The organism is Ruegeria sp. YKSD179 (assembly GCF_059612885.1).
Map to the genome: position 1 here is coordinate 47,019 of NZ_JBXWRL010000021.1, position 22,908 is coordinate 69,926.

At 50.7% G+C, this 22,908-nt stretch carries 27 protein-coding genes; 14 read left to right on the plus strand and 13 right to left on the minus strand.

Features of this window, described 5'->3' with window-relative positions; all coding sequences use genetic code 11:
- Window positions 1-79 precede the first annotated feature (79 nt).
- Window positions 80-463: a nuclear transport factor 2 family protein gene (locus AC2FNE_RS12295; protein ID WP_170607522.1), complete on the plus strand. Its 384-nt coding sequence runs from the start codon at window positions 80-82 to the stop codon at window positions 461-463.
- Between the two features lie 202 nt (window positions 464-665).
- On the opposite strand, the gene AC2FNE_RS12300 is transcribed toward AC2FNE_RS12295, so the two are convergent.
- Entirely contained in the window at window positions 666-1,553 is an 888-nt protein-coding gene (locus AC2FNE_RS12300; RefSeq protein WP_170607524.1) for a LysR family transcriptional regulator, read from the minus strand.
- Window positions 1,554-1,656: 103 nt separating this feature from the next.
- Here AC2FNE_RS12300 and AC2FNE_RS12305 point away from each other — a divergent pair, with 103 nt between their 5' ends.
- The 3 genes from AC2FNE_RS12305 to AC2FNE_RS12315 are packed head-to-tail and all read left to right on the plus strand — an operon-like array spanning window position 1,657 to window position 3,368.
- Window positions 1,657-1,947 (plus strand): putative quinol monooxygenase, encoded by a 291-nt coding sequence (locus tag AC2FNE_RS12305; protein WP_170474473.1) that lies wholly within the window; start codon window positions 1,657-1,659, stop codon window positions 1,945-1,947.
- Between the two features lie 26 nt (window positions 1,948-1,973).
- On the plus strand, window positions 1,974-2,987 hold the full coding sequence (locus tag AC2FNE_RS12310; RefSeq protein WP_170607526.1) for a zinc-binding alcohol dehydrogenase family protein: 1,014 nt from the start codon (window positions 1,974-1,976) through the stop codon (window positions 2,985-2,987).
- A complete protein-coding gene (locus AC2FNE_RS12315; protein WP_170607527.1) occupies window positions 2,988-3,368 on the plus strand; it encodes a VOC family protein in 381 nt (126 codons plus the stop codon).
- A 275-nt stretch (window positions 3,369-3,643) separates the two neighbouring features.
- Here AC2FNE_RS12315 and AC2FNE_RS12320 read toward each other — a convergent pair whose 3' ends face one another.
- The gene (locus tag AC2FNE_RS12320; RefSeq protein WP_254442620.1) at window positions 3,644-4,624 is read right to left on the minus strand and encodes a murein L,D-transpeptidase catalytic domain family protein; all 981 of its coding nucleotides are present in this window, start codon (window positions 4,622-4,624) and stop codon (window positions 3,644-3,646) included.
- 209 nt (window positions 4,625-4,833) lie between these two features.
- Between AC2FNE_RS12320 and AC2FNE_RS12325 the strand changes: the two genes are divergently transcribed.
- A complete protein-coding gene (locus AC2FNE_RS12325; RefSeq protein WP_496805472.1) occupies window positions 4,834-5,637 on the plus strand; it encodes a serine hydrolase domain-containing protein in 804 nt (267 codons plus the stop codon).
- 207 nt (window positions 5,638-5,844) lie between these two features.
- Here AC2FNE_RS12325 and AC2FNE_RS12330 read toward each other — a convergent pair whose 3' ends face one another.
- Together AC2FNE_RS12330 and AC2FNE_RS12335 are read right to left on the minus strand one after the other, a co-directional pair.
- The gene (locus tag AC2FNE_RS12330) at window positions 5,845-6,339 is read right to left on the minus strand and encodes a P-loop nucleotide/nucleoside kinase family protein (RefSeq protein ID WP_170607529.1); all 495 of its coding nucleotides are present in this window, start codon (window positions 6,337-6,339) and stop codon (window positions 5,845-5,847) included.
- A gap of 119 nt (window positions 6,340-6,458) precedes the next feature.
- Window positions 6,459-6,878 carry a hypothetical protein gene (locus AC2FNE_RS12335; protein ID WP_170607531.1) on the minus strand — a complete coding sequence of 140 codons (420 nt, stop codon included), beginning with the start codon at window positions 6,876-6,878 and terminating at the stop codon, window positions 6,459-6,461.
- A gap of 269 nt (window positions 6,879-7,147) precedes the next feature.
- Between AC2FNE_RS12335 and htpX the strand changes: the two genes are divergently transcribed.
- Window positions 7,148-8,053, plus strand: a complete 906-nt coding sequence (htpX, locus tag AC2FNE_RS12340; RefSeq protein ID WP_496805473.1) for a zinc metalloprotease HtpX — start codon at window positions 7,148-7,150, stop codon at window positions 8,051-8,053.
- A gap of 86 nt (window positions 8,054-8,139) precedes the next feature.
- Window positions 8,140-8,907 (plus strand): hypothetical protein, encoded by a 768-nt coding sequence (locus AC2FNE_RS12345; RefSeq protein WP_496805474.1) that lies wholly within the window; start codon window positions 8,140-8,142, stop codon window positions 8,905-8,907.
- Between the two features lie 29 nt (window positions 8,908-8,936).
- Here AC2FNE_RS12345 and AC2FNE_RS12350 read toward each other — a convergent pair whose 3' ends face one another.
- The 6 genes from AC2FNE_RS12350 to AC2FNE_RS12375 all read right to left on the minus strand — a co-directional run bounded on the left by AC2FNE_RS12350 (window position 8,937) and on the right by AC2FNE_RS12375 (window position 14,588).
- Window positions 8,937-9,869: a hypothetical protein gene (locus tag AC2FNE_RS12350; RefSeq protein WP_170607537.1), complete on the minus strand. Its 933-nt coding sequence runs from the start codon at window positions 9,867-9,869 to the stop codon at window positions 8,937-8,939.
- Between the two features lie 73 nt (window positions 9,870-9,942).
- Window positions 9,943-10,392 carry a MarR family winged helix-turn-helix transcriptional regulator gene (locus AC2FNE_RS12355; RefSeq protein WP_496805475.1) on the minus strand — a complete coding sequence of 150 codons (450 nt, stop codon included), beginning with the start codon at window positions 10,390-10,392 and terminating at the stop codon, window positions 9,943-9,945.
- A complete protein-coding gene (locus AC2FNE_RS12360) occupies window positions 10,382-11,482 on the minus strand; it encodes an Acg family FMN-binding oxidoreductase (RefSeq protein ID WP_170474491.1) in 1,101 nt (366 codons plus the stop codon). The genes AC2FNE_RS12355 and AC2FNE_RS12360 overlap by 11 nt, the downstream gene beginning before the upstream one ends.
- 315 nt (window positions 11,483-11,797) lie before the next feature.
- On the minus strand, window positions 11,798-12,475 hold the full coding sequence (locus AC2FNE_RS12365; RefSeq protein WP_254442619.1) for a GntR family transcriptional regulator: 678 nt from the start codon (window positions 12,473-12,475) through the stop codon (window positions 11,798-11,800).
- Window positions 12,472-13,503: a Gfo/Idh/MocA family protein gene (locus AC2FNE_RS12370; protein WP_496805476.1), complete on the minus strand. Its 1,032-nt coding sequence runs from the start codon at window positions 13,501-13,503 to the stop codon at window positions 12,472-12,474. Before AC2FNE_RS12370 ends, AC2FNE_RS12365 begins: the two co-directional genes overlap by 4 nt.
- Window positions 13,500-14,588: an isocitrate/isopropylmalate dehydrogenase family protein gene (locus AC2FNE_RS12375; protein ID WP_170607542.1), complete on the minus strand. Its 1,089-nt coding sequence runs from the start codon at window positions 14,586-14,588 to the stop codon at window positions 13,500-13,502. Before AC2FNE_RS12375 ends, AC2FNE_RS12370 begins: the two co-directional genes overlap by 4 nt.
- A gap of 137 nt (window positions 14,589-14,725) precedes the next feature.
- Between AC2FNE_RS12375 and AC2FNE_RS12380 the strand changes: the two genes are divergently transcribed.
- The 7 genes from AC2FNE_RS12380 to otnC are packed head-to-tail and all read left to right on the plus strand — an operon-like array spanning window position 14,726 to window position 21,000.
- Window positions 14,726-15,733, plus strand: a complete 1,008-nt coding sequence (locus AC2FNE_RS12380) for a Bug family tripartite tricarboxylate transporter substrate binding protein (protein ID WP_170474499.1) — start codon at window positions 14,726-14,728, stop codon at window positions 15,731-15,733.
- Between the two features lie 59 nt (window positions 15,734-15,792).
- On the plus strand, window positions 15,793-16,542 hold the full coding sequence (locus tag AC2FNE_RS12385) for a hypothetical protein (RefSeq protein WP_496772495.1): 750 nt from the start codon (window positions 15,793-15,795) through the stop codon (window positions 16,540-16,542).
- Window positions 16,543-16,546: 4 nt separating this feature from the next.
- On the plus strand, window positions 16,547-18,058 hold the full coding sequence (locus AC2FNE_RS12390; protein WP_170607544.1) for a tripartite tricarboxylate transporter permease: 1,512 nt from the start codon (window positions 16,547-16,549) through the stop codon (window positions 18,056-18,058).
- Complete coding sequence (locus AC2FNE_RS12395; RefSeq protein WP_170607546.1) at window positions 18,058-18,345, plus strand: putative quinol monooxygenase; 288 nt, start codon at window positions 18,058-18,060, stop codon at window positions 18,343-18,345. The genes AC2FNE_RS12390 and AC2FNE_RS12395 overlap by 1 nt, the downstream gene beginning before the upstream one ends.
- The gene (locus tag AC2FNE_RS12400) at window positions 18,342-19,139 is read left to right on the plus strand and encodes an N-acyl homoserine lactonase family protein (protein WP_496805477.1); all 798 of its coding nucleotides are present in this window, start codon (window positions 18,342-18,344) and stop codon (window positions 19,137-19,139) included. Before AC2FNE_RS12395 ends, AC2FNE_RS12400 begins: the two co-directional genes overlap by 4 nt.
- The gene (gene otnK / locus AC2FNE_RS12405) at window positions 19,136-20,365 is read left to right on the plus strand and encodes a 3-oxo-tetronate kinase (protein WP_496805478.1); all 1,230 of its coding nucleotides are present in this window, start codon (window positions 19,136-19,138) and stop codon (window positions 20,363-20,365) included. The genes AC2FNE_RS12400 and otnK overlap by 4 nt, the downstream gene beginning before the upstream one ends.
- Complete coding sequence (gene otnC, locus AC2FNE_RS12410) at window positions 20,362-21,000, plus strand: 3-oxo-tetronate 4-phosphate decarboxylase (protein WP_170607552.1); 639 nt, start codon at window positions 20,362-20,364, stop codon at window positions 20,998-21,000. The genes otnK and otnC overlap by 4 nt, the downstream gene beginning before the upstream one ends.
- A 12-nt stretch (window positions 21,001-21,012) precedes the next feature.
- Here the strand turns inward: otnC and AC2FNE_RS12415 are convergent, their stop codons facing one another.
- The 3 genes from AC2FNE_RS12415 to AC2FNE_RS12425 form a co-directional block, all read right to left on the minus strand.
- Window positions 21,013-22,074: a YeeE/YedE family protein gene (locus AC2FNE_RS12415; RefSeq protein ID WP_170607554.1), complete on the minus strand. Its 1,062-nt coding sequence runs from the start codon at window positions 22,072-22,074 to the stop codon at window positions 21,013-21,015.
- Window positions 22,075-22,115: 41 nt separating this feature from the next.
- Window positions 22,116-22,424: an ArsR/SmtB family transcription factor gene (locus AC2FNE_RS12420; protein WP_170380040.1), complete on the minus strand. Its 309-nt coding sequence runs from the start codon at window positions 22,422-22,424 to the stop codon at window positions 22,116-22,118.
- 100 nt (window positions 22,425-22,524) lie between these two features.
- Window positions 22,525-22,899, minus strand: coding sequence for a thioredoxin domain-containing protein (locus tag AC2FNE_RS12425; RefSeq protein ID WP_170607556.1), 375 nt, complete (start codon window positions 22,897-22,899; stop codon window positions 22,525-22,527).
- Window positions 22,900-22,908: the final 9 nt, after the last annotated feature.

The window sequence follows — 22,908 nt, forward strand, 5'->3', positions numbered from 1 at the left end:
TTGTCGAAGTTTCTTTAGCAGGCGTACATTGTCAGTACTTATCTGACTATTTTGAAAATAAAGCATATATTGTAACGACATGCCCGATCTCGAAAAAAATAAGAAGAACGTCATCGCTTTTTACGAGATGATGTTCAACGATTGTCGACCTGCCGAAGCGATATCGATTTTTGTTGGCGAAACATATACTCAACACAACCCGCATGTCGGGGACGGAAAACAAGCCTTTATTGATTACTTTGAACGCATGGCTGCCGAATATCCGGGGAAGCGCGTGGATATCAAGCGCGCCTTTGCCGACGGTGATCATGTAATTCTGCATTGCCATCAAATTTGGCCTGACGGCCTGGAATATGCAGGGATTGATATTTTCCGCCTGAATAAAGAAGGAAAAATAATCGAACATTGGGATGTTCTTCAGGAGGTTCCGTCGCAAAGCCAAAACGACAATGGCATGTTCTAAAAATGGGGTCTAATATTCTTTGAAAGCTATGGAACCTTTCGAATACCGGGCTTTCGACTGCCAAAATTTCTTCATGCTCAGTTTAACAGAAAGCCAATTTTGCTGACTTGTGGTTTTACGCATAGGTTGTTCGGCTTGAACCAGGGCTATGGATGCCGAACTATGACCAAATTCCCAATAATAGCTGAGCAGTTTCAATTACTTAGAGTTCATCCATTTTTTGACTAATGAATTTCGCAAAGGCCGCAACGCGGCGGGGCTGTGCGCGGCTGGGTGGAAACATCATTTGCAGCGGTTTTGGCGGTGGAAGGTACTCATCCAAAAAGGACACCAATTTTCCGGACCGCACATCGGAACCCACATCAAGTTCGGATTTTAACACGATACCATGACCGGCAATGGCCCAATCGCGAATGAGTGAGCCGTCATTAACAATTCGATTTCCTTTGACTGGAACTCGCTGGCTGGTTGAGCCTGAGCCAAACTCCCACACGTTGTCGAGCGTATTGCCGAACCGCATGATCAGGCAGTTGTGACGTACAAGGTCATCGGGTCGTTTTGGGGTTCCGTGTTTTATGACATAGCTTGGGGCCGCGCATACGAACCGCTGGTAATTTCCAAGACTGCGAATTCTTAGCGAACTGTCAGAGATGTTTCCGAACCGGATGGCCAAGTCAAACCCCTGTCCAACCAGATCGACATATCCGTCTGAGAGCAAAAGCTCGATTGAAACAGCAGGGTTAAATTCCGTGAACTCTGCAATCACCTCTGAGACAAGGTTGCGTCCAAGGTCGATTGGCGCGCTGACGCGGATTGGCCCAGACAAGGTTTCAGCGCCATACCGAATACGGGCGTCTAATTCCGAAACTTCGCCTAGAACATTCTTGGCACCATCGATCAAAAGTCGTCCTTCTTCTGTCAAGCTGATGGACCGGGTCGTTCGATTGAACAGCACTACGCCATAATGGGCTTCAAGCGCGGCTAAGCGCTCGGATACCGTTGTGGTCGATAATCCGGTCTCTCGCGCGGCGGCAACAAGACTGCCTTTTTCAGCGATGGTTAGGAACAAATTAAGATTATCTAGCAGCATTAGGCGAAAATTCCGAATTATATATTCCGAAGTTACCTATTTATCCTGATTTGTCGGCGACGTAAATCCGACGAGTCTTTCTTATTTTCAAGGAACCGCACAGATGGCCAAGCTGACAATCGTCGCCAATATAAAAGCTAATCCCAGCAAAATTGATCTTGTTAAGGCGGAACTAATCAAGCTCATAGAAGTCACGCGCACTGAAGAAGGCTGCGTCAATTACGACCTGCATCAGGATAATGAAAACCCCGCACACTTCCTGTTTTATGAAAACTGGCAAAGCCGTGAGCTTTGGCAAGCTCATATGAAGGCCCCACATTTGGCCGCTTACATGGCGGCAACCGACGGCGCCGTCACCGAATTCACGCTGAATGAAATGACGGTCATCGGTTGATGCCTGTTTGAAGCAAGGAACGAACCATGAAAGCCGTAGGATATCTGAAGGCCGGAAAGATAAATCAGCCAGACGCCTTGATAGATTTTGAGACGGACAAACCGACACCTAATGGGCACGATCTGCTCGTAAAGGTACAGGCAGTCTCAGTAAACCCAGTTGATACCAAAATACGGCAGTTGCGCCCACCTGAAGGTGGACAACCCGCTATTCTCGGCTGGGATGCATTCGGGACAGTTCAAGCAGTCGGCGAGGCAGTCACAAACTATAATCCGGGAGACCTTGTTTGGTATGCTGGGGCAATCGATCGGCCGGGGACCAACGCCGAATTTCATCTGGTTGATGAACGCATCGTCGGAGCCGCACCAAAGTCCGTCCCGGCTTCGGCTGCTGCTGCAATGCCACTTACGACCTTGACAGCTTATGAGATGCTGTTCGATCGGCTGCAGGTTGGTCAAAGTGTTCCAAATGGAACAAATACTTTGCTGGTCATTGGTGGTGCTGGTGGTGTGGGTTCGATCACCATTCAGCTGGCCAGAGCCCTAACTGATTTGACTGTCATAGCTACCGCGTCCAGACCTGAGACCCAGGACTGGGTTCGGGAGTTGGGCGCACATCATGTGGTCAATCATGCGGAACCGTTTGGGCCCCAGCTCGAAGCTTTCGGTACCGAGAGCGTGGATTTCGTATATTCGACCAATCAATCGCAACTTTACGCGGCCCAGGCCGGAGAGGTGATGACCCCCCAAGGTCGATTTGGTTTGATTGACGATCCAGCGAGTTTCGACATTATGCCGTTCAAATCCAAGTCGATCTCAATTCACTGGGAGTTCATGTACACTCGGTCATTGTTCGGGACGGGTGACATGAACCGTCAAAGTGATATCCTGAATCAGGTTGCCGGCCTGATAGATGCAGGAAAAGTCAGGTCAACAGCGACGGAAACACTTGGTAAAATCAATGCCGCCAATTTGATGGGTGCCCATGCAATTCTCGAAAGCGGCAAAGCAAGGGGCAAGCTTGTCCTTGAAGGGTTTTAAATGAGAATTGAACAGCTTGATCATGTGAATATCGTTACCACCAGATTACCGGAAATGGTGGCATGGTACGAAGAGGTGCTTGGTTTGGCCCCCGGGCCACGTCCCGATTTTCCAGTCCCTGGCGCATGGTTGTATGCGGATGGTCAGGCTGTCGTTCATCTTGTAGGCCACGATGGGCAACCAAATGTTGGCTCTGAGGTGAAATTGAAGCTGGAACATTTTGCGTTCAATGCAAAAGGAATGGAGTCCTTCGAACAAAAACTGGTAGATCGAAAGCACGCGTATGAGAAAACAAACGTTCCTGGAGTTGGAATAATCCAATTCCATTTGGCCGATCCTGACGGCAACCACATCCACATTGATTTCAGTGAATCGGATTAGCCGAAAGAGGTTGCAAGAGCGGGGTATCGCTACGCGCTGGTTGGCCAGAGCAGCGCGTTGTTCGATTGGGTTTCAAATCTGAACGATGACTGTCACTGGACTACTCAAACTTTAAGGTTAGCGACGAAAAGTGTGATCGCCACCGCCTTGACGTAGTTCAATTGGATCCGGAACCGGAACCAAATGCAACAGGGTGAGATCTGGTTCGAACAGAATCCAATAAGGTAAGGTGTCTCACCCACTTAGATTTCTCCACTCCTGAGAAAGCTTAGGTTTCACTTACAGATTGGCAAAACAAGCGGCGATTGCTTGGGCAATGACTGCCGCCATTGATTGATGATCGGTTGGAGTGTTCTTTTTGGCCAAAACTTCGGAGTTCCGATCGCCTGTAGACAGGCTGCGTTCCAATAAAGCCCGGCACGGGAAAGTGACCTCCCCTTCTTCAAGGCTTTTGCAACAGCATCAATGTCACTGGACTCTGGATAAATGTAGAGAGTTGTCGGGCTTCCCTCGACAAGCGCCAGAATTTCTTTCGAAGCAGATTGCGACCAAGTCGTGCAACCGTTGCTGCGACCGCCTGTGTAATTCACCAGCTTTCCATAGGGAACATACCCTTCGTCGTCGGCATGTGGGCTTTGCGGGTTTTTGAATCGGCATTGCCATTTCAAGAAAACAGCCTGATGGCCGCCGATAGCGCGCTCTCGGGCGTTGCGAGTTTCTCCTTCACCATCAAACAACAGAAATGTGCGGTAAAAGGGTTTTCTCATCCCAGATTGATTATAATACCCTTTGAATGAAGTTCGTGTTTCCGCCGTCACATAAGATCCACCGGTAGTCAGCTTTGAACCCTCTGCGTTGCTGAAGTTTCTGGCGCATTGCCTTCCGTTCGAAAAGTTCGCCCGCTGCAGATTTCGACCATTTCCATAGCCCGAGGAAACAGCGCGAAACGATTTGGTCGATTCACAAATTACGTAGAAACGCCGCCCCGGCTTACCGCTGGCTGAAGTGCTGGGACGCGTTGCATCTTTGGCAAGGTAGCAAGGGTTTTTAACAAGACCCTGACGAACCTTCTTTTGATACAATGCGCGTGCTCGATCAAGGACGATCGGCGCGATCTGACCATCGCCAGTGCCAACATGTTTTTGCAGCCAATCGGGAATATCAACTGACCGGGCATCTGCTGGGGTAGTCAGCGAACCCGTAGAGGCGGTCAGGATCATCACGACAACGGCAAGACGGAGCGAATTCGGTAGCAACGTAAAAACTCCTCCTAGAACATCCTCATGTTCAGCCTAGCACAAAATGCTCAAGTTTAGGTGTCGACTCCATAAACGCTTGCCTTCTACTGTGGCCGCAAGTCCCAAATGTTCATTGGGTCCTGTGGTTACCGTCCGAATCTGGGTCAAATGACCCCTAATTTGACTTTCTGGCTGGACATTCAGAATTCTGCTGCCAAGTAAATCCTATGAACTCGCGTCGTTCATTTCTGTTGATTTCCGCAGCATCTGTGGCCGCGCCGTTCATCGCGCGCGCCCGAAATGATTTCCTGAGCGATAGAATAAATAATCTGCCGCAATTGCAATCTCTACAGGTTCAGCGTGGAGATGAGATTGTTTTTGCTGAGGCACCCAGGGGGCCAGGATTAGATCGACTGGCGAATATAAAATCTTGTTCCAAGAGCATTGTTGCACTCTTGCTTGGAATAGCAATTGACAGGTCTGAGATTTCATCTTTCAATTCCACAATCCAAGAGGTTGCGCCGCAACTCTTGCCGGCAAATGCTACGCCCGGTTCGGAAAGCATAACCATGGAAGATTTGGTAACCCTGAGGGCGGGGCTTGAGAGGACATCCGGCGGAAATTATGGAGAATGGATAAGTTCTCCGAACTGGATTGCCGATGCGCTTACACGACCGATGGTCGCTGAACCCGGAAAGAGTATGCTTTATTCCACCGGCTCGACTCATGTCCTGGGTGCGGCCCTTTCAATCGCCTCGGACCAAAGCCTTTTGTCCCAAGTACGCGACAGATTGGGGGCACCACTTGGTATCGACATCCCAGCTTGGACGAGGGATCCGCAAGGATATTATCTGGGCGGGAATGAGATGGCTATTACTCCAAAATCGATGTTGAAAATTGCAGTTCTGCTTAGGGATCGGGGTGCCTTTGGTGGACGTCAGGTAGTTCCTGAAAGCTGGGTTGCAGCGTCGACCAAACCGTATGGCCGATCGGCTTTTCTGGATTGGAATACGGTTATGGATGGTTTCTAACGCCTTCTGGCTATGCCTTGGCGCGAGGGTATGGGGGCCAAATTATTGCGGCTCACACACGCCGTAACCTTGCCGTCGCTATTTCATCTGATCCTACGCGTCCTGCGCGATCAAATGGTTACTTTGGAGAACTCGTCAGATTGCTGGATGGGCCAATTCTGAATCTGAGTTAAAAGATAGTTGTCCCGCGGGATACCTTGTCTCAATTCATTTCAGACGATGAACCACTAGCTCAAAACCTTCATCGGCGGTTGGGGCAACGAAATGGCTGGCTATCTGATCAAATTGTTCCTCAGTCAGTTGAAACTGGTGTTCACCGGCCTCATTCCGCTCTCGCATTCTTGTTTTACACAGATCATTGGGCAGATCGAGATAGTGAAGCTCACTTGCCGCGTTTGCGGATTTAGCGACACTGTTCATCCAAGAGCGCGCAGCAAGTGTATTGGCTGGATAATCCAGAACGACTGATATCCCTGCCTTCAGCAATGAAACGACATGACGCCCCATGATGCCGCGCAATTGTCTTGAACACTGAACATAGTCCGAGATTGTAGACATTTCGTTTCTATATAATGCCGCCAACCACTCATCCTCGGAAATAACGACTGTACGTTTTGCCTCACCAAGTTGACGAGCGAGAGTCGATTTTCCCGCGGCTGGTTTGCCACAAACAAGCACTAACTTTGGAGTGTTTTCGGTCATGGAATTTTCTTTTGAGCGCGATGTCAAAAACGAAGTTTGCCCAGTGTAATTCAGAGGTCAACATCGCATAGCTTTGCCCCAATATTCAAAGCTTCTGCAAAATCACTGGATAGTTGAACTTATTGAGTGGTAAGCTGCTCAACTTTTGACGCGGCTTGGATCACTCGGTCATCATTCCTCCGGACACACTTCACAGGGCACTCGCCTTCGAGTTCGTTTTTGGGCGAAGCCATCCAAAATGCACGTTCCCACGGCGTCATGTCCTGTGGCAGCGCGTCAAGGATTTTTTTCATCAAAGGAAGCGGGGTTCCATCCTCGGCAAACTGGAACGAGGGATACACGTTTGAACCTGCGTAATTCAAAGAAAATATCCTCCCTGATCTTTTCCAGATATCGCCGATCCGGGTAATCTGCCAAGAACTTGCTTTCCAGCGCGCGTACACATCAGCGTCTTCCAACAGTGGAAATTTTCGGGCAAATTCGTCTTTTTGGATGTCATTGACGGAACTGCGATGTCCGTCAAACGTGGAAAAATACATCTGGTTACTCGTGACACTAGCTGATCCTTTGCAAACATAATGCCAAACGCTCGTTTCCTATAAAGTTAAGTAGGTCACAGTAGGACGAGAATTTTTGACGGACCCAGAATTCAATCAATAACATATTGAAAAATATATTATATTTGAACTTTTGAACTATCGAATTGAAGCCAGATGAATGTCCTGAGTTCTTGGAATTGTCGCAAGTCAAAGCAATAATCTGTGTAAGCAGGACGAATTGATCACGGAATTACGCCGAGGGCTTTCGGATGGGTTATGCGAAAACAGCGATATTGATGGCCGCAATGACCGCTTTGTTCATGGGTTTTGGATATCTTCTTGCGGGTACAGGCGGCATGCTGATTGCTTTGATGGTTGCCGCTGGAATGAACGTATTTACGTGGTGGAATTCGGACAAAATGGTTCTGAGGATGCACAATGCACGACCAGTTCTGACCGAAGATCGATTGGGTTTGTCCAAATTGGTTGAGACACTGGCTGGCAATGCTGACTTGCCAACACCGGAAATCTATCTGATCGAAACACCCCAACCAAACGCTTTTGCAACAGGGCGTAATCCCCGCAACGCCGCCGTCGCTGTAACTTCGGGGTTGTTGCAAACGCTATCGCGCGAAGAGTTAGCAGGGGTAATCGCGCATGAACTAGCTCACATTAAAAACCACGATACCGCGATCATGACAGTCACAGCGACATTTGCAGGTGCAATTACAATGCTGGCAAACTTTGCATTGTTTTTTGGTGGAAGAAGAGACAGCGCGATAGGGTTGGTTGGGACTATAGCCTTGATGATTTTGGCCCCCTTAGCGGCTGGGTTAGTGCAAATGGCCATTAGTCGGACAAGAGAGTACTCGGCGGACAGAGTCGGTGCTGAAATTTGCGGGCAACCTTTGGCTTTGGCGTCAGCTTTACAACGTATTCAGCGCGGCGCTGCTCGAATTGACAACGACACTGCGGAACGGAACCCGGCGACCGCACATATGTTCATCATCAACCCGTTGCATGCCCATAAACGTGACAAGCTGTTTTCAACGCACCCTTCGACGGCAAACAGGATAGCGGCATTACAGAAACTCGCAGAGCAATCGAACAGGCAGCGTCGGAGTCCGGCTGGTTCTGAAATAAAACGTGGCCCAGGAACCGGACCATGGGGGTAGTTAAAATACCGCTCCCAAACCCGTATCGTGAATTTGGACTGAGTAGAAAGAACACTGTTTCACTTTTCAGAAACTAGGAGTGTTTGATGTACCAAGGAATGGTTGTTTTTCTTTGCTGTATGTTACCAATTTCGGCGGCGGCATTGGAACTAAAAGAGACTGGCCGTTATGAATTAAACCGTCCAGCAAGCTTGGATTACGATCCTACTTTCTGTGGGTTGTGGATTGCCAACGAAAGCACCGAAGCCGTACTGGTTACTCTTCAAGGCGACGAACTGCGCCGTGTCAGCAGCGACCTGCACCGGATCAAAGCGATTGCGGTGGAGGGAGACCACCTTCTGGTCGGCGACGGATTCGGTGGCCTTCAACGTTTGACGAAAGATGGGATGCCACTGGGTGCGCCTTTCGTGCTGGAGGGTGGATTTGCGGACACGGAAGGCATCGCAATCACATCCAGCGGAGAGATTGTGACCGTCGAAGACGATCCAGAAAGGCTTTCTTGGTTCGACATGGATGGAAATTTAAAGTTCCGATTAGATACAATGAACCTGTCCCCGCCTTTAAGTGAAGCGCAAGGCATCGCTATTGATCCCCGCACCGGCCACATGTTGATTGTCGACGATTGGGAAGGATCAAACAGCCTGTACGAATTCACATCCAACGGGCAACTTTTGGCCCAGGTAAGCTTGCTGGAGTTCGGTGCCGACCCGGAAGGCATTGCCATCCGGCCGGGGTCAAATCAGCTATTCGTTGCATTTGACGGTGGCGCAAAAATTGTGACTTTCGACTATTCACCCAATTTACCTGAGGGCGCTGCTCCACTGTCTCCGGGTGCAGACTGTATGATGTTTTAAGCAGCCAAGTTATAGCTTTTGCTGTTCAATCAAACGCCAATCCGGTTTTCAATACGCTCCCAGATCCAACTTATCAGAAACGCAAGGCCACCAACCAAGACGACTACCATTGCAGCCGCTTCAATTCGAAAGACCGCGAATTCTACCGTAGGAGCAGTAATTAGAAGGGTCGCAATCGTGAAGAACATCGCGGTCCACATTGTCCGCCCACCTATCCGGTGGACACCGACGATAGCGGATGCAATGCCAAGAAGCATGAGAACCCGATGCGGCAAACCCACGGACTCAAGACATATTGCGACCAACGATCCGATTGCCACCCCGATCCCGAACCTAAGCGCTGAGTCAGGAACTTTCTCTAGCGGGGCCAAAACACGGAATACGAAAAGAAAGGAAAGCCAATAGGATTTTTGATTTCCGATCATTTGCGCAAGTATCGACGTTAATCCCAGACCCAAGATCAAAAAAATCCAAATCGATACTGCCCCTTTCACGGACATGGGTTTGCGTCTTGCAGATCCAAGCAAACGAAGCCACGTGCTTACCAAGCCTCCGACCGCAGCTGCGATCACGAACATTGCCACCAATGAGGCTGTTCGCTGGTCAGGAGGTATCAGCAAGTAAAGTAACAAACCGTTCAATGCGGGAACTGTGGCAAGGCTGCCGCTGATGCGGGCATCAAAAGCGGCCCAGCTCACAAGGACAAAGCCGCACAAGAATGCAGTCCATTGCGCAGGAATTAGTGTGCAGATCAAAATGCATGAAGCCACGAGGACCAAAGTTCTTGCGGTTGCAACAGGTGTCGAAAATACAGACCCAAGAAGCCCCGCCGAAAACCCAGCAACCGCTGCCACTCCTCCGAAAGGTTCTATTTCGCGTCCAAGCAGGATCGCCAAGGATGCTGAGGCGCAAATTGTGCCAGTCATTTTCCAAGAGAGCAATCCACTGGACCCTGTCGACACGTCATACCTCCACGTACCGGTTGTATAAAGTTGTCCGTATCCGGCCCTTAAAAAGCGGTGACTCAGACTGAACTTAGTCCCGTTCCTTGTCTAGAGTTTCACGAATTCGAGCCAGGTAAGTCAACGAGTTGGCAAAGGGTTCGTGTCCCAGATCATCCAATACTGGCTGCAAAGCTTTTGACATTCTCTGCATGCTTTCATTCAAAAATTGCTCACCTCGCGATGTCGAACGAGCAATTTTTGAACGCTTATCGCTTGGATTGGGTTCTAAGGTAATCAGCGCTTTAGTTTCTAACCCCGCAAGCATATGAGTCATCGATGTCTTTGGAACCTGGAACGCCTTTGACAGTTGGAGCGGAGTTTCTCCGTCGGGGCGACGCACAAGATGTCCAAGTATGCCGAACTGAGTTGCGGTCATACGGTTAGGCAACAATGCTTCAAGCTTGGTCGAGATCAACTGGTTGATGATCCCGACCTCGGTAAAGAACCGATAAACTTCTTCGATTTCATCTTTAGACTTCATTCAGTAAGCGCGTCTCCAGCGGCCAGCGTGGTGTGGGTATTGGTTCTGGTCCATATCCCAATCTCAACAACATTTGAACCGTATGCCCCTGCGGAGCAAGAAGCTCGTGCGCGAGCGCATATTCGCCAGCCATCTCTGGATATTCCTGCAGAGCCTGACTTACAGGATGAACACCGACGCCCATTTCAGTCGTTTTCAGATACAACCGCATTAGCTGACGTCCGGCGTCCAGTTGATCCCGGCGGTTATTTGTCCGGGTGGTAATGACGGCGTAATGGGGCGTCGCATCCAGCATGGCATAGTAGTCACGCAGTTGTGCCTTATTGCCGGGGTGATCAATATTCATCAACGTGTCCTGGCCTAGCAAACCCGTCAGACGCAAAGCTTCAAGCATCGGATCGCGAAGTTCAATACCGTCGGGATTGGAATTGATTTCCGCTTTGCCAATGCGCATCAGATCGACTGACTCTTTCAAAGTACGCGGTGTCTTCACCTCTATTTCAAAGGCTCTTTTTGTGAGTTCTCGAATTCGGGCAACTTTTGCTTCATCCAAAACCAAGCTCGCATAGTCGTTCAGGGCAGATGCTTCAGAAGGTTGCAGGCGTCTATCGCTGTAAGGCTCTTTGTTTGAATGCCTGTTGAGAATATGGGCCGCCAGAGGATCGGCCTTTGCGCCGGCTTCAAACGATGCGTCTGCGACGGGTCCTTCATCCCCTTCAGGCAAAAGGGTCAGTTTTGCGTTAAAACCCTGTGCGCTTGCCGCTAGAACCATGGTTTCTAAAAAGGCGCCAAGACCGATGTAAAGCTGACGATGGTTGGGATCGGTCTCTGGCAATTCGCGTTCTGTGTCACGATGAATGCGGGCTCTGTCCTCGTCGATTAGTTCTATCAGCCAAGGCTGGCGATTGTGCGGATTGGGGGCGAGAATTGCATAAGATAACGCCGCCTTGCGTGGATCCTCGTATGGAATGGGTTGCCAAGGTGCCAGTGCCTTTTGCGGTGTGCGAGTCGCCATGAAACCGGCGGCTCCCGCAGCCGCTATTATCGTACCACCGCCAATTATTTTCAGGAACTTTCGTCTGTTTGTCATAAGAAATCTCCATTAGTACGATATCGCACTATATAATACGATATCGTACTAATCAAGGTTCGGTAAAATGTACCGTGCTTAAATTGCTTGACGAAATAGTGTGTGCCCTGAGCATCAGGCGTTTTTTTAAGATGCGTATTCCCAACCAAACCGCACATTAGGTTTCGGACCTATCGAATACGCTATTGGCCGCGATGAAGGCATCACCGCCATTTAATCGCCGCTTGATTGTAGCACACGAGTTTTAAAGACCCATGCCTGAGCAGTTCAATATCTTTCGCGTGCTCTCATGTAGCAACGTCAAGTTGTAGGAATTTAAAGGCTGTTGAGCCGATGTTTTTCCAATATCTCGCAGAGCATCCTTTTAGCTTGCAAGCGGTGCTTACGATGGCGGTCCCGCGCCACTTCTGGCTGGCCTTCACATATGGCTTTAAATACCGCGCGATGATCTTCATTAGATTGGACTGGCAAAGGTCTAATAAAAAGCGTCGTTGCGCGCGCACGTCGAACTTGATCACTCATCATTGCCACAATTGCTTCGATGCGTTTGTTGCCACCTAAACGAACGAGTTCCTTGTGAAATAACTCGTCAGCTTCGGCCCATGCCTCAAGGTCTTCCGTTGCGATAGCCTGATCCATCTGAGAGATTGATGTGGCCAGCAACGCAAGTTCTACTTCAGAGTATCCAGCCTCTGCCGCGCGTTGCGCGGCAAGGCTTTCCAGTTCTGTAAGGATGTCGTAGATCTCGCGCATGTCTTCAGTGGAAACAGGAAGAATGCGCACACCTTTGCGGGGGCGCATTTCCAGCAAGCCCCTGCTTTCCAGCATTAAAGCAGCCTCGCGGATCGGGGTGCGGGACATGCCAAGGGTTTCCGCCAGCTCTGATTCCAGATGGTCAGTTCCGGCCGGTAGTTCACCAGACAAAATCATACGCCGCAAATCTCGGGCGGCTCGTTGCGTATTAGACAATGTTTTGCTGTCGTGATCCTTCAAGGTGTCTCCAAGTTAATCTTTCGTTCCTCTGCAGCCGCGCGGTAAATTGCTTCTTCGATGCGGATTACGTCCAGATAATCTCTGGCTGTGTTCTCGAACGGCGTGCCTCTTAAAAGGCCTGAAATGACGTGACTTTGCAAGACGTGGACGCAGTCGCCTCCAAAACCATCGTGATTGCTTGGGGGTAGAATCTGCTGCCGCTCTTGTTTTCCGAAACCACGGAGTTCCACTGAGCCGTCGCCACAAAGAACCAGGGATCCCTCGGTTCCTTCGATGAGAGCCTCACCCATGGTCTGACGCAGATTTTCTGCTTGGTGGTCAAGGCACCTGTTTCCATCGAACAAAGCTTTCAAACCGTTCGGATGATCGAACAGGATATAGCCAGCATCTTCGCCGGCAATAACCGGATTTACCCTGCGCAGATCGGCATAAACAGCGCTGGGTATCCCAAATAGAAACCTAAAAGTGTCGATCCAATGAACTGCTGTTTCGTGTACCAGAAATCGTGGCATCTCCTGAAAATACGGCTGCCGATCCAGGTATGCTTTCGGTCCCTGTCCATCACCGGGCCTCAGCCGAAATGTAGCTTGCAAAGGTCTGCCGATAAGACCCTTGTCCATTGCTTTTTTGATGGCACGATACCAAGGCTGAAATCGAAAGTTTTCGTGAACGATAATAGTTGCACCCGCTGCCTCTGCTTCAGAGGTGACCGCCTTCGCCTCGGCCAAAGACAGACAAAACGGTTTTTGGCAGATCATCCATTTGATACCGAAATCCAGAGCTGTTCGAATTGCTTTTGCCTGAGCCACCGGCGGCAAAATAATGTCTACCAAATCAGGTTCTTCTGTCTCCAGCATTTGCAAGATGTCCTGATACGCAGGAAGTCCGGTGGCCCGCGCTTTTTCAAGATCACGGTTGCACGAGCCCACTGGAATGGCGCCCGGCATTCGGACCCAACTCTCATAATGGAAACGACTGAAGTAACCGGCTCCGACACATGCGACTCTTATATCTTGATTAGTGTTCATGCCTTCAACAGTTCCAATACAGATGAAGCTGCGTCTTTTGTTCCTGCGGTGCCGCCAAGATCACGGGTCAAGTTTGTGCCATCTGCTAAGACTTGCTCAACCGCTGCCCGCAGGCGTGTCCCGTCCTGAGACAAAGCTGGGTTTTTGTGGGTTAAACCCAGCCATTCCAGCATCATCGCAGCCGACAAAATCATCGCGAACGGGTTGGCGATACCTTGTCCGGCGATGTCCGGTGCTGAGCCGTGACAAGGTTGAAAAACGGCGTGATCCAGACCGATATCTGCTGATGGCGCTAATCCGAGGCCACCCATAAGGCCGGCTCCAAGGTCAGAAAGAATGTCGCCAAACATATTTTCGGTCACAAGGACGTCAAATTCCCATGGTTTTTGAACCATCCAAAGCGCGGTAGCATCCACATAAGCGTGATCCGCCTGAAGATCAGGATGACGAGCAGCCTCGGCATCGAAAATCGAACGAAAGAAAGCAAACGCGCGGAAAACATTGGCCTTGTCGACACAAGTGACCCGACCTTGGCCGCGGCCTGATTGTTTGCGGGTCTGTGCGAGTTGAAACGCAAAGCGGAACAGTTTTTCGGAAACGTCACGGGTGATAAGCAAAGTTTCGCGGGCCTCGTCTTCGCTTACATCGCCTGCGCCTTGCGTAAAGAACAATCCTTCTGTGCTTTCCCGAATCAAAACAAAGTCGATTTCTTTTCCTTCGGGCAATGCCAATGGTGTGATTTGTCCAGAGCTCACCTTCACCGGGCGAACACCGGCAAACAGCCCCAGTTTTTTTCTTAGGTCAATCTGCGGAGAAATCTCGGTGCCATCTGGGTAGCGCACGTCCGGCAAACCCATTGCCGAGAGAAGAATCGCGTCGGCGTCCCGGGCCGTTTCCAAAGACTTTGCGGGAAATGCTTCACCCGTGGCCGCGTAATGCGACGCACCCGCCGGGGCATCTGTGAATGCCAGGTCATAGTCGGGATTGCATGCTGAAAGCAGCTGTAAAATTTCTAACGCGGGCACCATGATTTCTGGGCCAATTCCATCTCCATGGAAAACTGCAACTTGGTAACTTTTGTCCATTTTGACCCCACTTCCTTCCCGTTTCGCATTCATAGCGCGATAGCGGCCTTCACTACAGCCCGTTGACAGTGCATTCTTTAACGTATACATAAAAAAATGCAATAATAAACGCATTGATGACTCGGGAGGAATTAGAAATGAAGTATAGACTGAGACCGTTTGCTTTCGCTGCTTTGATGGCAACCGGGTTTGCAACGGGCGCTACCGCGCAGGACTATCCCTATCGCGACATCACAACGGCAGTAGTTTGGGGCGCCGGGGGCGGCACCGATACGATCAACCGCATGATTATGGCTGAGATGGAAAAGCACCTGCCTGTTTCGATCAACGTGATCAATCAAACCGGGGGTGTCGCGGGCTCGAACGGGATGGTTTATGTAATGAACCAACCTGACGATGGTTACACCTTGGTTGGATTGTCCGAGTCAAATGTTACGGCAGCCGTGCAAGGCGGGTGGGATCAAAAGTTCGACTTCTGGTACCCTTTCATCGTAGGCGGATCGCCAGATCTGATTTCTGTTCCGGCAGGAAGCCCATACAATTCATTAGAAGAATTGGTTGATGCCGCCAAAGCCGCGCCGGGTAGTATCCCCGCTGCTGCGTCCGGCGCGGGGTCTATTCACCACCTGAATCTACTAGCCATTGAAAAAGGGTCAGGTGCGGAGTTCAAGTTTGTACCCTACAAAGGTTCTGCGCCTGGGCAGGAGGCCGCCATCGCGGGCGAAGTAGCTTTGGTAGTTACATCCTTGGCCGAGCAGGCACCATTGATCGAAGGTGGGCAGTTGAAGCCTCTTGCGATGTTAACACCGGAAGACGCGCAAATTGCCGGAACAACGGTACCGTCCGCATTTGGAATTTATGACGGCCTTGACCAATACCTACCCCTGAAACAAGCAATCGGTTTTGCCGTGCACAACTCTGCCGGAGACGAGGTAAAAGCCGCGCTTGGCGAAGCATTCGAGCAGGCGATTGCCTCTGATGCAGTCGCCTCGTGGGCCGCCGCAAATAACTACGATGTAGGTGGACAGCATGGGGCAGAAGCTCAGGAACTGTTCGCTAATCTTGAGGCTACGTTTGCCTACACACTTCAGGATTTGGGCGCTGCAACTGTGGACCCAGCCTCACTGGGTATCCAGAAACCATAAAGCAGATCGATCGAAGGGGGCGCATTTTGCCTGCGTCCCTTTTCTTCCGGAGGCAGGAAATGGAAAAGATCGACGAAACACTGGTCTTACGCGCGCGGGACTTTTGGGCGTCAGTGGTCCTGATCGCCGCGTCTCTGTTCTTTTTGTGGAAGACCTTGGATATTCCACTTTGGGGTGAAAACCGCGCAGGAGTCAGCGGCTCAGATTGGTACAACTCGGCGGCAATAGTGCCGTTAATTATCTTTGGTGGGTTGCTTGTATTGTCCGTTGTTCTGCTCGTTACTTCAATTGGATCGGGTGGTGCTCGACAAGCGCTGAACGCGGCAGGGATCGGTTGGGACAAAGCGGAAGCGTTTCGTAGCTTAACCATCGGATTGATAATATTTGCATACTTGGTCGGTTTGGTCCCCAGAGTTGACTTTATCCTGTGTTCAGGTCTGCTAATTACAGCTTTGATCTTTGGTTTCTACGGCGGTCACGCCCAACGCGCCCTTGTGGCCTGCATTGCAGTTGTCGCCGCCGGGTTTTTCGCATTTGCAACAAATCCGACCCAGCCGGATTGGAACACACACGGTGATGATTGGGTCACTTTGGCGCTGTGGACAGGCTTGACGGTCTTAGTGGCAATCAAAGCCCGATCCGAAAGCGTTTTGCGGGTTGTGCCAATCGTGGCGATATTGGCTCCTCTTATCCTCGTTTGCATGATGGCATTTGTCTTTCGTCAGAACGTTCCCGCGCGCGGTGGACTGATATTCAAACAGATCGAATACCACTACTACGTATCGCTTCGTCCATTGTGGAAAGACTAGCGTAATGGAGTTCATCGTTTCGCAACTTTCTGGATTTGGCGCGGCTCTCGTGAATTTGGTCGTGGATCCGCTTTCCTATGTATATTTGATAACATCGGTTTTCCTAGGTATCTCATTCGGTGCTCTGCCGGGACTTACGGCGACGCTCGCGGTAACGATTCTCACCGGCTTCTTCAGCAACAAAATACCGCTCGATTACTCTCTGATCGCTTTGCTCGGAGCTTATGTTGGTGCGATTTATGGTGGGTCGTATCCATCAATTCTGTTGAACATTCCCGGCACGGCGGCCAGTGCAGCAACGGCAATGGACGGCTATCCCCTGGCGAAAGCAGGCCGCGGTGGAGAAGCGTTGGGGCTTACGACAACAGCTAGTTTCATCGGTACGGTGATCGGCACCTTGACGCTTTTGGTATTTGTCTGGGCGCTTCTAATGGTGTCAAAGAACATCGCCAGCCCGGAAAAAGCTTTGCTTGCTCTGTTCGGTATTCTGCTTTCGGGCACGCTGATGAGCGAAGACCTGGTGATTAAAGGCTGGATTGCAGGATTGGTTGGGCTTGCGATGTCAATGGTTGGGCTTGACCCTCTTTTGTCTGAACCCCGATACACCTTTGGCTGGTCATACTTGTTGAGTGGGTTTCAGGTTGTCCCGGTTCTGATGGGTGCCTTTGCTGTTCCTCAAATCATAGATGGTTTGCGTCATGTGGAAGCAGGTAAAGTCCTGGCCCTTAAGGGACGAATATTGCCTAATCTAAAATCTGTAAGGCGACATCTGCCGACGATAGGCCGATCAGGGGTGATTGGAACGGGTGTCGGTGCGCTACCGGGTGTCGGTGAGGATGTCGCTGGTTGGGTTAGCTACGGCGTTGGAAAGACCGTTTCGTCCGAAGGTGAAAAATTCGGCCGTGGTTCCCTGGATGGTCTGTTGTGTTCTGAAACGGCCAACAACGCATGCATAGGCGGAGCGCTAATTCCCTTGCTGGTGCTGGGCATACCAGGTTCTCCCCCTGCAGCGGCTCTGATGGGCGCTTTCAAGATTAACAATGTGATCCCTGGACCGACTATAGACCCCGAGATCATCCTGCGTGTTGTGGCGATATTGGTGATGGCGTCTCTTACAATGTTTCTAATGGGGCTATTTACGGCGCGAGTCTTTATTAAGATACTTGCAATACCTCAGACTGTCTTTTTACCGGTCGTAATGGTGCTGACTACTATCGGTTCGTTCAGTGTTGGGGGCGGGATAAACGATCTTTACCTGATGCTTGCCGTCGGTGCGGTGGCATATTTCATGAACCTGATGAAATACCCGATTGCGCCGCTAGTGATCGGCGTCATTTTGGGTGGGTTGTTTGACGAGACCTTCCGCCGTTCTCTGTTTCTGTCGGACGGGGATTTGTCCGTCTTTTTTTCGCGCCCGGGTGCTGCCATTCTACTGGTGTTGAATATTGGCTTGATCGTAAGTCAATTTCCCGCAGCCAAGCGGGTCTTCTCGCGCCTGAAAGGATTGTCTGTCTGATGTTCGCGGTTACTGTGACCTTTACTCTCAAACCCGGAGTGCGAGAGGTATTCTTACCGTTGATGATTGAAAATGCCGCGTCTTCGTTGCGCAACGAGCCGGGGTGTCGTCAATTCGACGTTTGTGTTGGCGACGAATCCCAGACGGTGTTTCTCTATGAAGTTTATGATGACGCGGCTTCTTTCGAAGCTCACCTAGAAAGCGCCCATTTTAAATCCTTCGATACCGCTGTGGCGGATATGATTGCCAACAAAACTGTTGTCCTTTTTTCCGAGGTTATCCGATGAGTGATTGGGAAATCCATGCTGTTAAGTATGCTGATCGTAATGCCAGAACCCGGGCAGATAGCTTTGTTTTTGACGACAATCATGACGCGCCCCACGCAATGGATTATTTCGTTTGGGTTTTGAAGCGCGGCGACGAAGTGATTCTTGTTGACACCGGCTATGACGCGGACGAAGGCGCCGCCCGTGGGCGCCCCATTGCAGTGGACCCGCGCGAGGCGTTGAAGCCGCTGGAAATTTTGCCCGAAAGCGTTAGCCAGGTCATCGTAACTCATCTTCACTATGATCATGCTGGTGGATTGCATCTGTTCCCAAATGCCAAGTTGCATATGCAATCAGCTGAAATGAATTTCGCCACTGGCCCTTGCATGTGCGAAGACCATTTACGGGCACCGTTTTCCGCCGATCATGTATGTGAAGCGATAAGGCGTTTGTACTCTGGCAAAGTTGTTTTCCATGACGGTGATGCCGAGATTGCGGAAGGAGTGACTGTGCATTGCATAGGCGGCCACTCGCGCGGGTTGCAGTGTGTTCGTGTGCGAACTGGCGCCGGGTGGATGGTACTGGCCTCGGACGCCTCACACTACTACGAGAACTTTATGGCGCGGAAAGCCTTCCCGATTGTGGTCGATTTGCAGGACATGCTGGACGGCTTTGCAACTTTGGAAAGACTGGCGTCGTCCCCCAAGCTTATCATACCCGGTCATGATCCGCTTGTCCGAGAGGTTTTCCCCGTAGGGATTGCACCACACATTCACCGGCTGGACTCGGGTCCTGTTAAAGAGATCAAGTTATGAAAATAGGCGTGATAGCCGATGACTTCACAGGAGCCTCAGACATCGCGCTTACGTTGGCTGAGGGAGGTTTGCGAGTGTGCCAATTCATCGGAACTCCGGATTTCCCAGCGGCTAATGATCTCGACGCAGGAGTCGTCGCCCTAAAATCCCGGACGTCACCTTTAAACGAAGCAATTGAGGACAGTCTTGCCGCGTGTGATTGGTTATTGGCTCAAGGAGCAGATCAGATCGTTTTCAAGATCTGTTCGACTTTTGACAGCACGGCAGACGGCAACATTGGTCCGGTTTTGGATGCTTTGTCCGATCGATTGAATGCCGATGGCGTCATAGTATGTCCGGCATTTCCCGAAAATGGGCGCAGTATTTATCAAGGGCATTTGTTTGTTCAGGATAAGTTGTTGAATGAAAGCGGTATGCAGGATCACCCACTTACCCCAATGCGCGACTCAGATTTGAGGCGGGTATTAGCACAACAAACGCCAAAGCAGATCCATCATGTCAGCGCTCTTACAGTGATGCGGGGTGCTACTGAAATTCGCGCTGAGTTGCCGGCAACAGGTTATGCCATTGTGGACGCAATCCGTGATGTGGATATGATCGAGATTGGCAAGGCGGCAAAAGGCACCCCTTTGCTTTGCGGGGGTTCAGGTATTGCTTTGGGCCTGCCAGAAAATTTCCATTTTACCCAGGCGAAACCATCGTGGACCGCGGTTCAGGGCTCCGGGGTTGTACTTTCCGGTTCGTGCAGCAGAGCCACCCGAGGTCAAGTCGACACTTATAAGCGTACGTCCCTCCATCGCGAAATCCGCGCGTCAGATGCTATCACAGGAGCGGTTGATACACAGGAATTGGCGGATTGGGTAATAGCACAGGAAACGCCACCCCTTATTTACTCATCTGCAGATCCCGCCTTAGTTAGAAAAGCGCAAACAGAATTTGGAACGGATCGAGCAGCGACCGCGGTCGAAGCTTTCTTTTCGGATTTGTCCGCGCAGTTGCTCGGCAGAGGGGTAACTCGATTTGTTGTAGCCGGAGGTGAGACATCCGGAGCGGTTGTAAAAGGGCTAAGTGCTCAGGTGCTTGAAGTCGGCCCACGCCTAGCGGCCGGAGTTCCTTTGCTTCGTTTTCATGGTTCACACCCAGTTGCATTGGCGCTGAAGTCCGGAAATTTCGGAGGCGAAAACTTCTTTGCCGAAGCATTGGCAAAGATGGAGAAATCATCATGAGCGAAGAAGCCAAGCTGCGTGAAGATATCTGCAATTTGGCGAAGTCAATGTTTGACCGAGGGCTTACCTGCGGCGCTTCGGGGAATATTTCTGCGCGATTGTCTGATGGTACATTTCTGATTACGCCGACTGGCAGTTCTTTAGGCTTTCTGGAACCCATGCGTATCAGCCATCTGGACTCAAATTTTCGCCTACTCAGTGGGGATCGCCCGACTAAAGAAATTCCGTTACACGTGGCGTTTTATGAAACACGAAACCGCACTGGAGCAGTGGTCCATCTGCACTCCACATATTCGGTCGCCTTGTCGATGCTGCCTGACATTGATCCGGACGACGTTTTGCCGCCTCTGACACCGTATTCGATAATGAGATTGGGCAAGGTAAAACTGCTTCCATTCTATTTGCCAGGAGACGAAGCGATGGGCGATGCAGTCAGAAGCTTGGCTGGCGAACGCAGCGCGGTATTGCTGGCAAATCATGGCCCAGTAGTTGCGGCCAGGAACATTTGGGCCGCGGTCTTCGCAATGGAAGAATTGGAAGAGACGGCAAAATTGGCGATGCTCACACGTGGTTTGCAACCACGCTGCTTGACGACCGACGAAGTGAAGTTCGTTCAAAACCGAGGCAGACCTTAGCCTTGGGGTAGCTCAACGCTGAGTTATGAAAGACAGTCCAGTTACGAGTTGCTTTAATCCAAGAGCAGCCCCAGCGAATATCGCTAAAAACGTTACTGGTGCACTGTAGGCCAGCAGCGAGAAAGCGGAGATACCCTGTCCGACACTGCATCCGACCGCAATGATTGCCCCGGGTCCCATGATCGCGGCCCCAAAAATCTGGCGCTTTAGTTCCCGCGGGTCTTCGCAAGCTTCCCATCGGAATTGACCCTTGGACCAAGACCCCAGGAAGGCACCTATTAGAACGCCTGTGACCGATCCTACAGCGAATGAAAGCGTCGTGCCGGATGCGGTCATGAGGTAGAACATTGTATCGCCGAGAGGCGCGGCAAAAGTATGGGTTTGCACCGTCTCTCCTTCGAATCCGTGTGCCGCGACCCAATTTGTGCCGAGCCAACCAGAGACTATTGCCAATCCAACTGCAGCGCCCCAAAAGACCTGCGAAGGGGTGCGGCGAAGTCTGTCGCTTAGCAATGCGAAAACCACTAAGGCTGCACCAGTTGTTGTGCCGATTAACCAAGCTGGAATTGCGATCATTCGTTCGGCAAGTAAACTGATGCTTTGCGGCTCGCTCAGGTTCATTTCCACCGGGAAAATCCAAACCCTTAGATACGCCAATGGTCCTGACATAACGACGTAAGCGGAAAGGCCCATTATCAAAACGATAACGAATGATCGAAGGTCACCACCTCCGAGCCTTGCCAACGCGCCATAGCCACAGTTCCCACTTATGGCCATGCCGTACCCAAACATGAGACCGCCCACGATCGAACCAATTGGATTCCAGGATTGAGCGAGATATGCCGTTTCAACCGGGTCAAGCCAACCAAGCGCTATTGCTAAGTGACTGCCTGCAATCGCGACACCGATTGCGACCGCCCACATGCGCAAACGCCGGTCATCATTTGCATATATGTAGTCTTCGATCGCACCCAACGTGCAAAAGCGGCCAATTCGCGCCGCCAAACCCAACACAATTCCGCCGATCAAACCGATCAGAGCGACAGTATTGGCGTCTCCCAAGATTTCGAACATGCCAGGCTCCTCCCAAAGCTGGCGGCGATTCAAACCCGTTTCTACTTTTCCCTACAGAATAGATCGTAGACGACTTCGAGGATTTGCGTTGATCGGTCATCGGCCAACCTGTAGTAGATCGTCTTTCCCTCACGTCGTGTTTTTACCAAGCCCTCGAAGCGCAAGCGGGACAATTGTTGAGACACCGCAGCCTGTCGTGCCGACAGCATTTCTTCCATCTGCGTGACGGATTTCTCTCCTGAAGATAAATAACACAAGATCATCAGACGTCCCTCATGGCTTATAGCTTTGAGGAAGTTTGAAGCCGTCTGAGCATTCTCCATCATTCTATCCAGGTCTTCGGCGCACATGTCTTTCGAGAACACAGGCAGTTTCGAAGATTTGTCCAACACGATCGCCTCGCTTTCATAGCTAAACGCATTCAAAATAGTTTATGTAATTTGTTTCAATTTAGCCAGAGGTCTCAATCGTTACTCCTCCGTCACGGAGTAAAACACCAAGCAAACCCCAAAAAAAGTCTTCCCCAGGATATCCTTCGATACGACCGATTTCCTGCCCGTCTTCCAGCAAAACAAAGGTCGGTGTGTAAAAAAGTGGCTTTTCTAGAACGATATCATCTGGGGTAGATCTGTGGATATCTATGCGGCGAAGCGGAGCCACTTTACCTTCCGGTGTCTTGGGATAGATCTGGGAAATTTCGGAATCCCAGCGTTCACACCACATACAGCCCTCTTCTTCTGCCATAAGTAGCGTCATTTGGGCGCGTGCGATAACAGGTGCAACAAGCAAAGTGATTGCAAGTAAAAGCAAGTGTAAGTGGCGCATTGCAAGCTC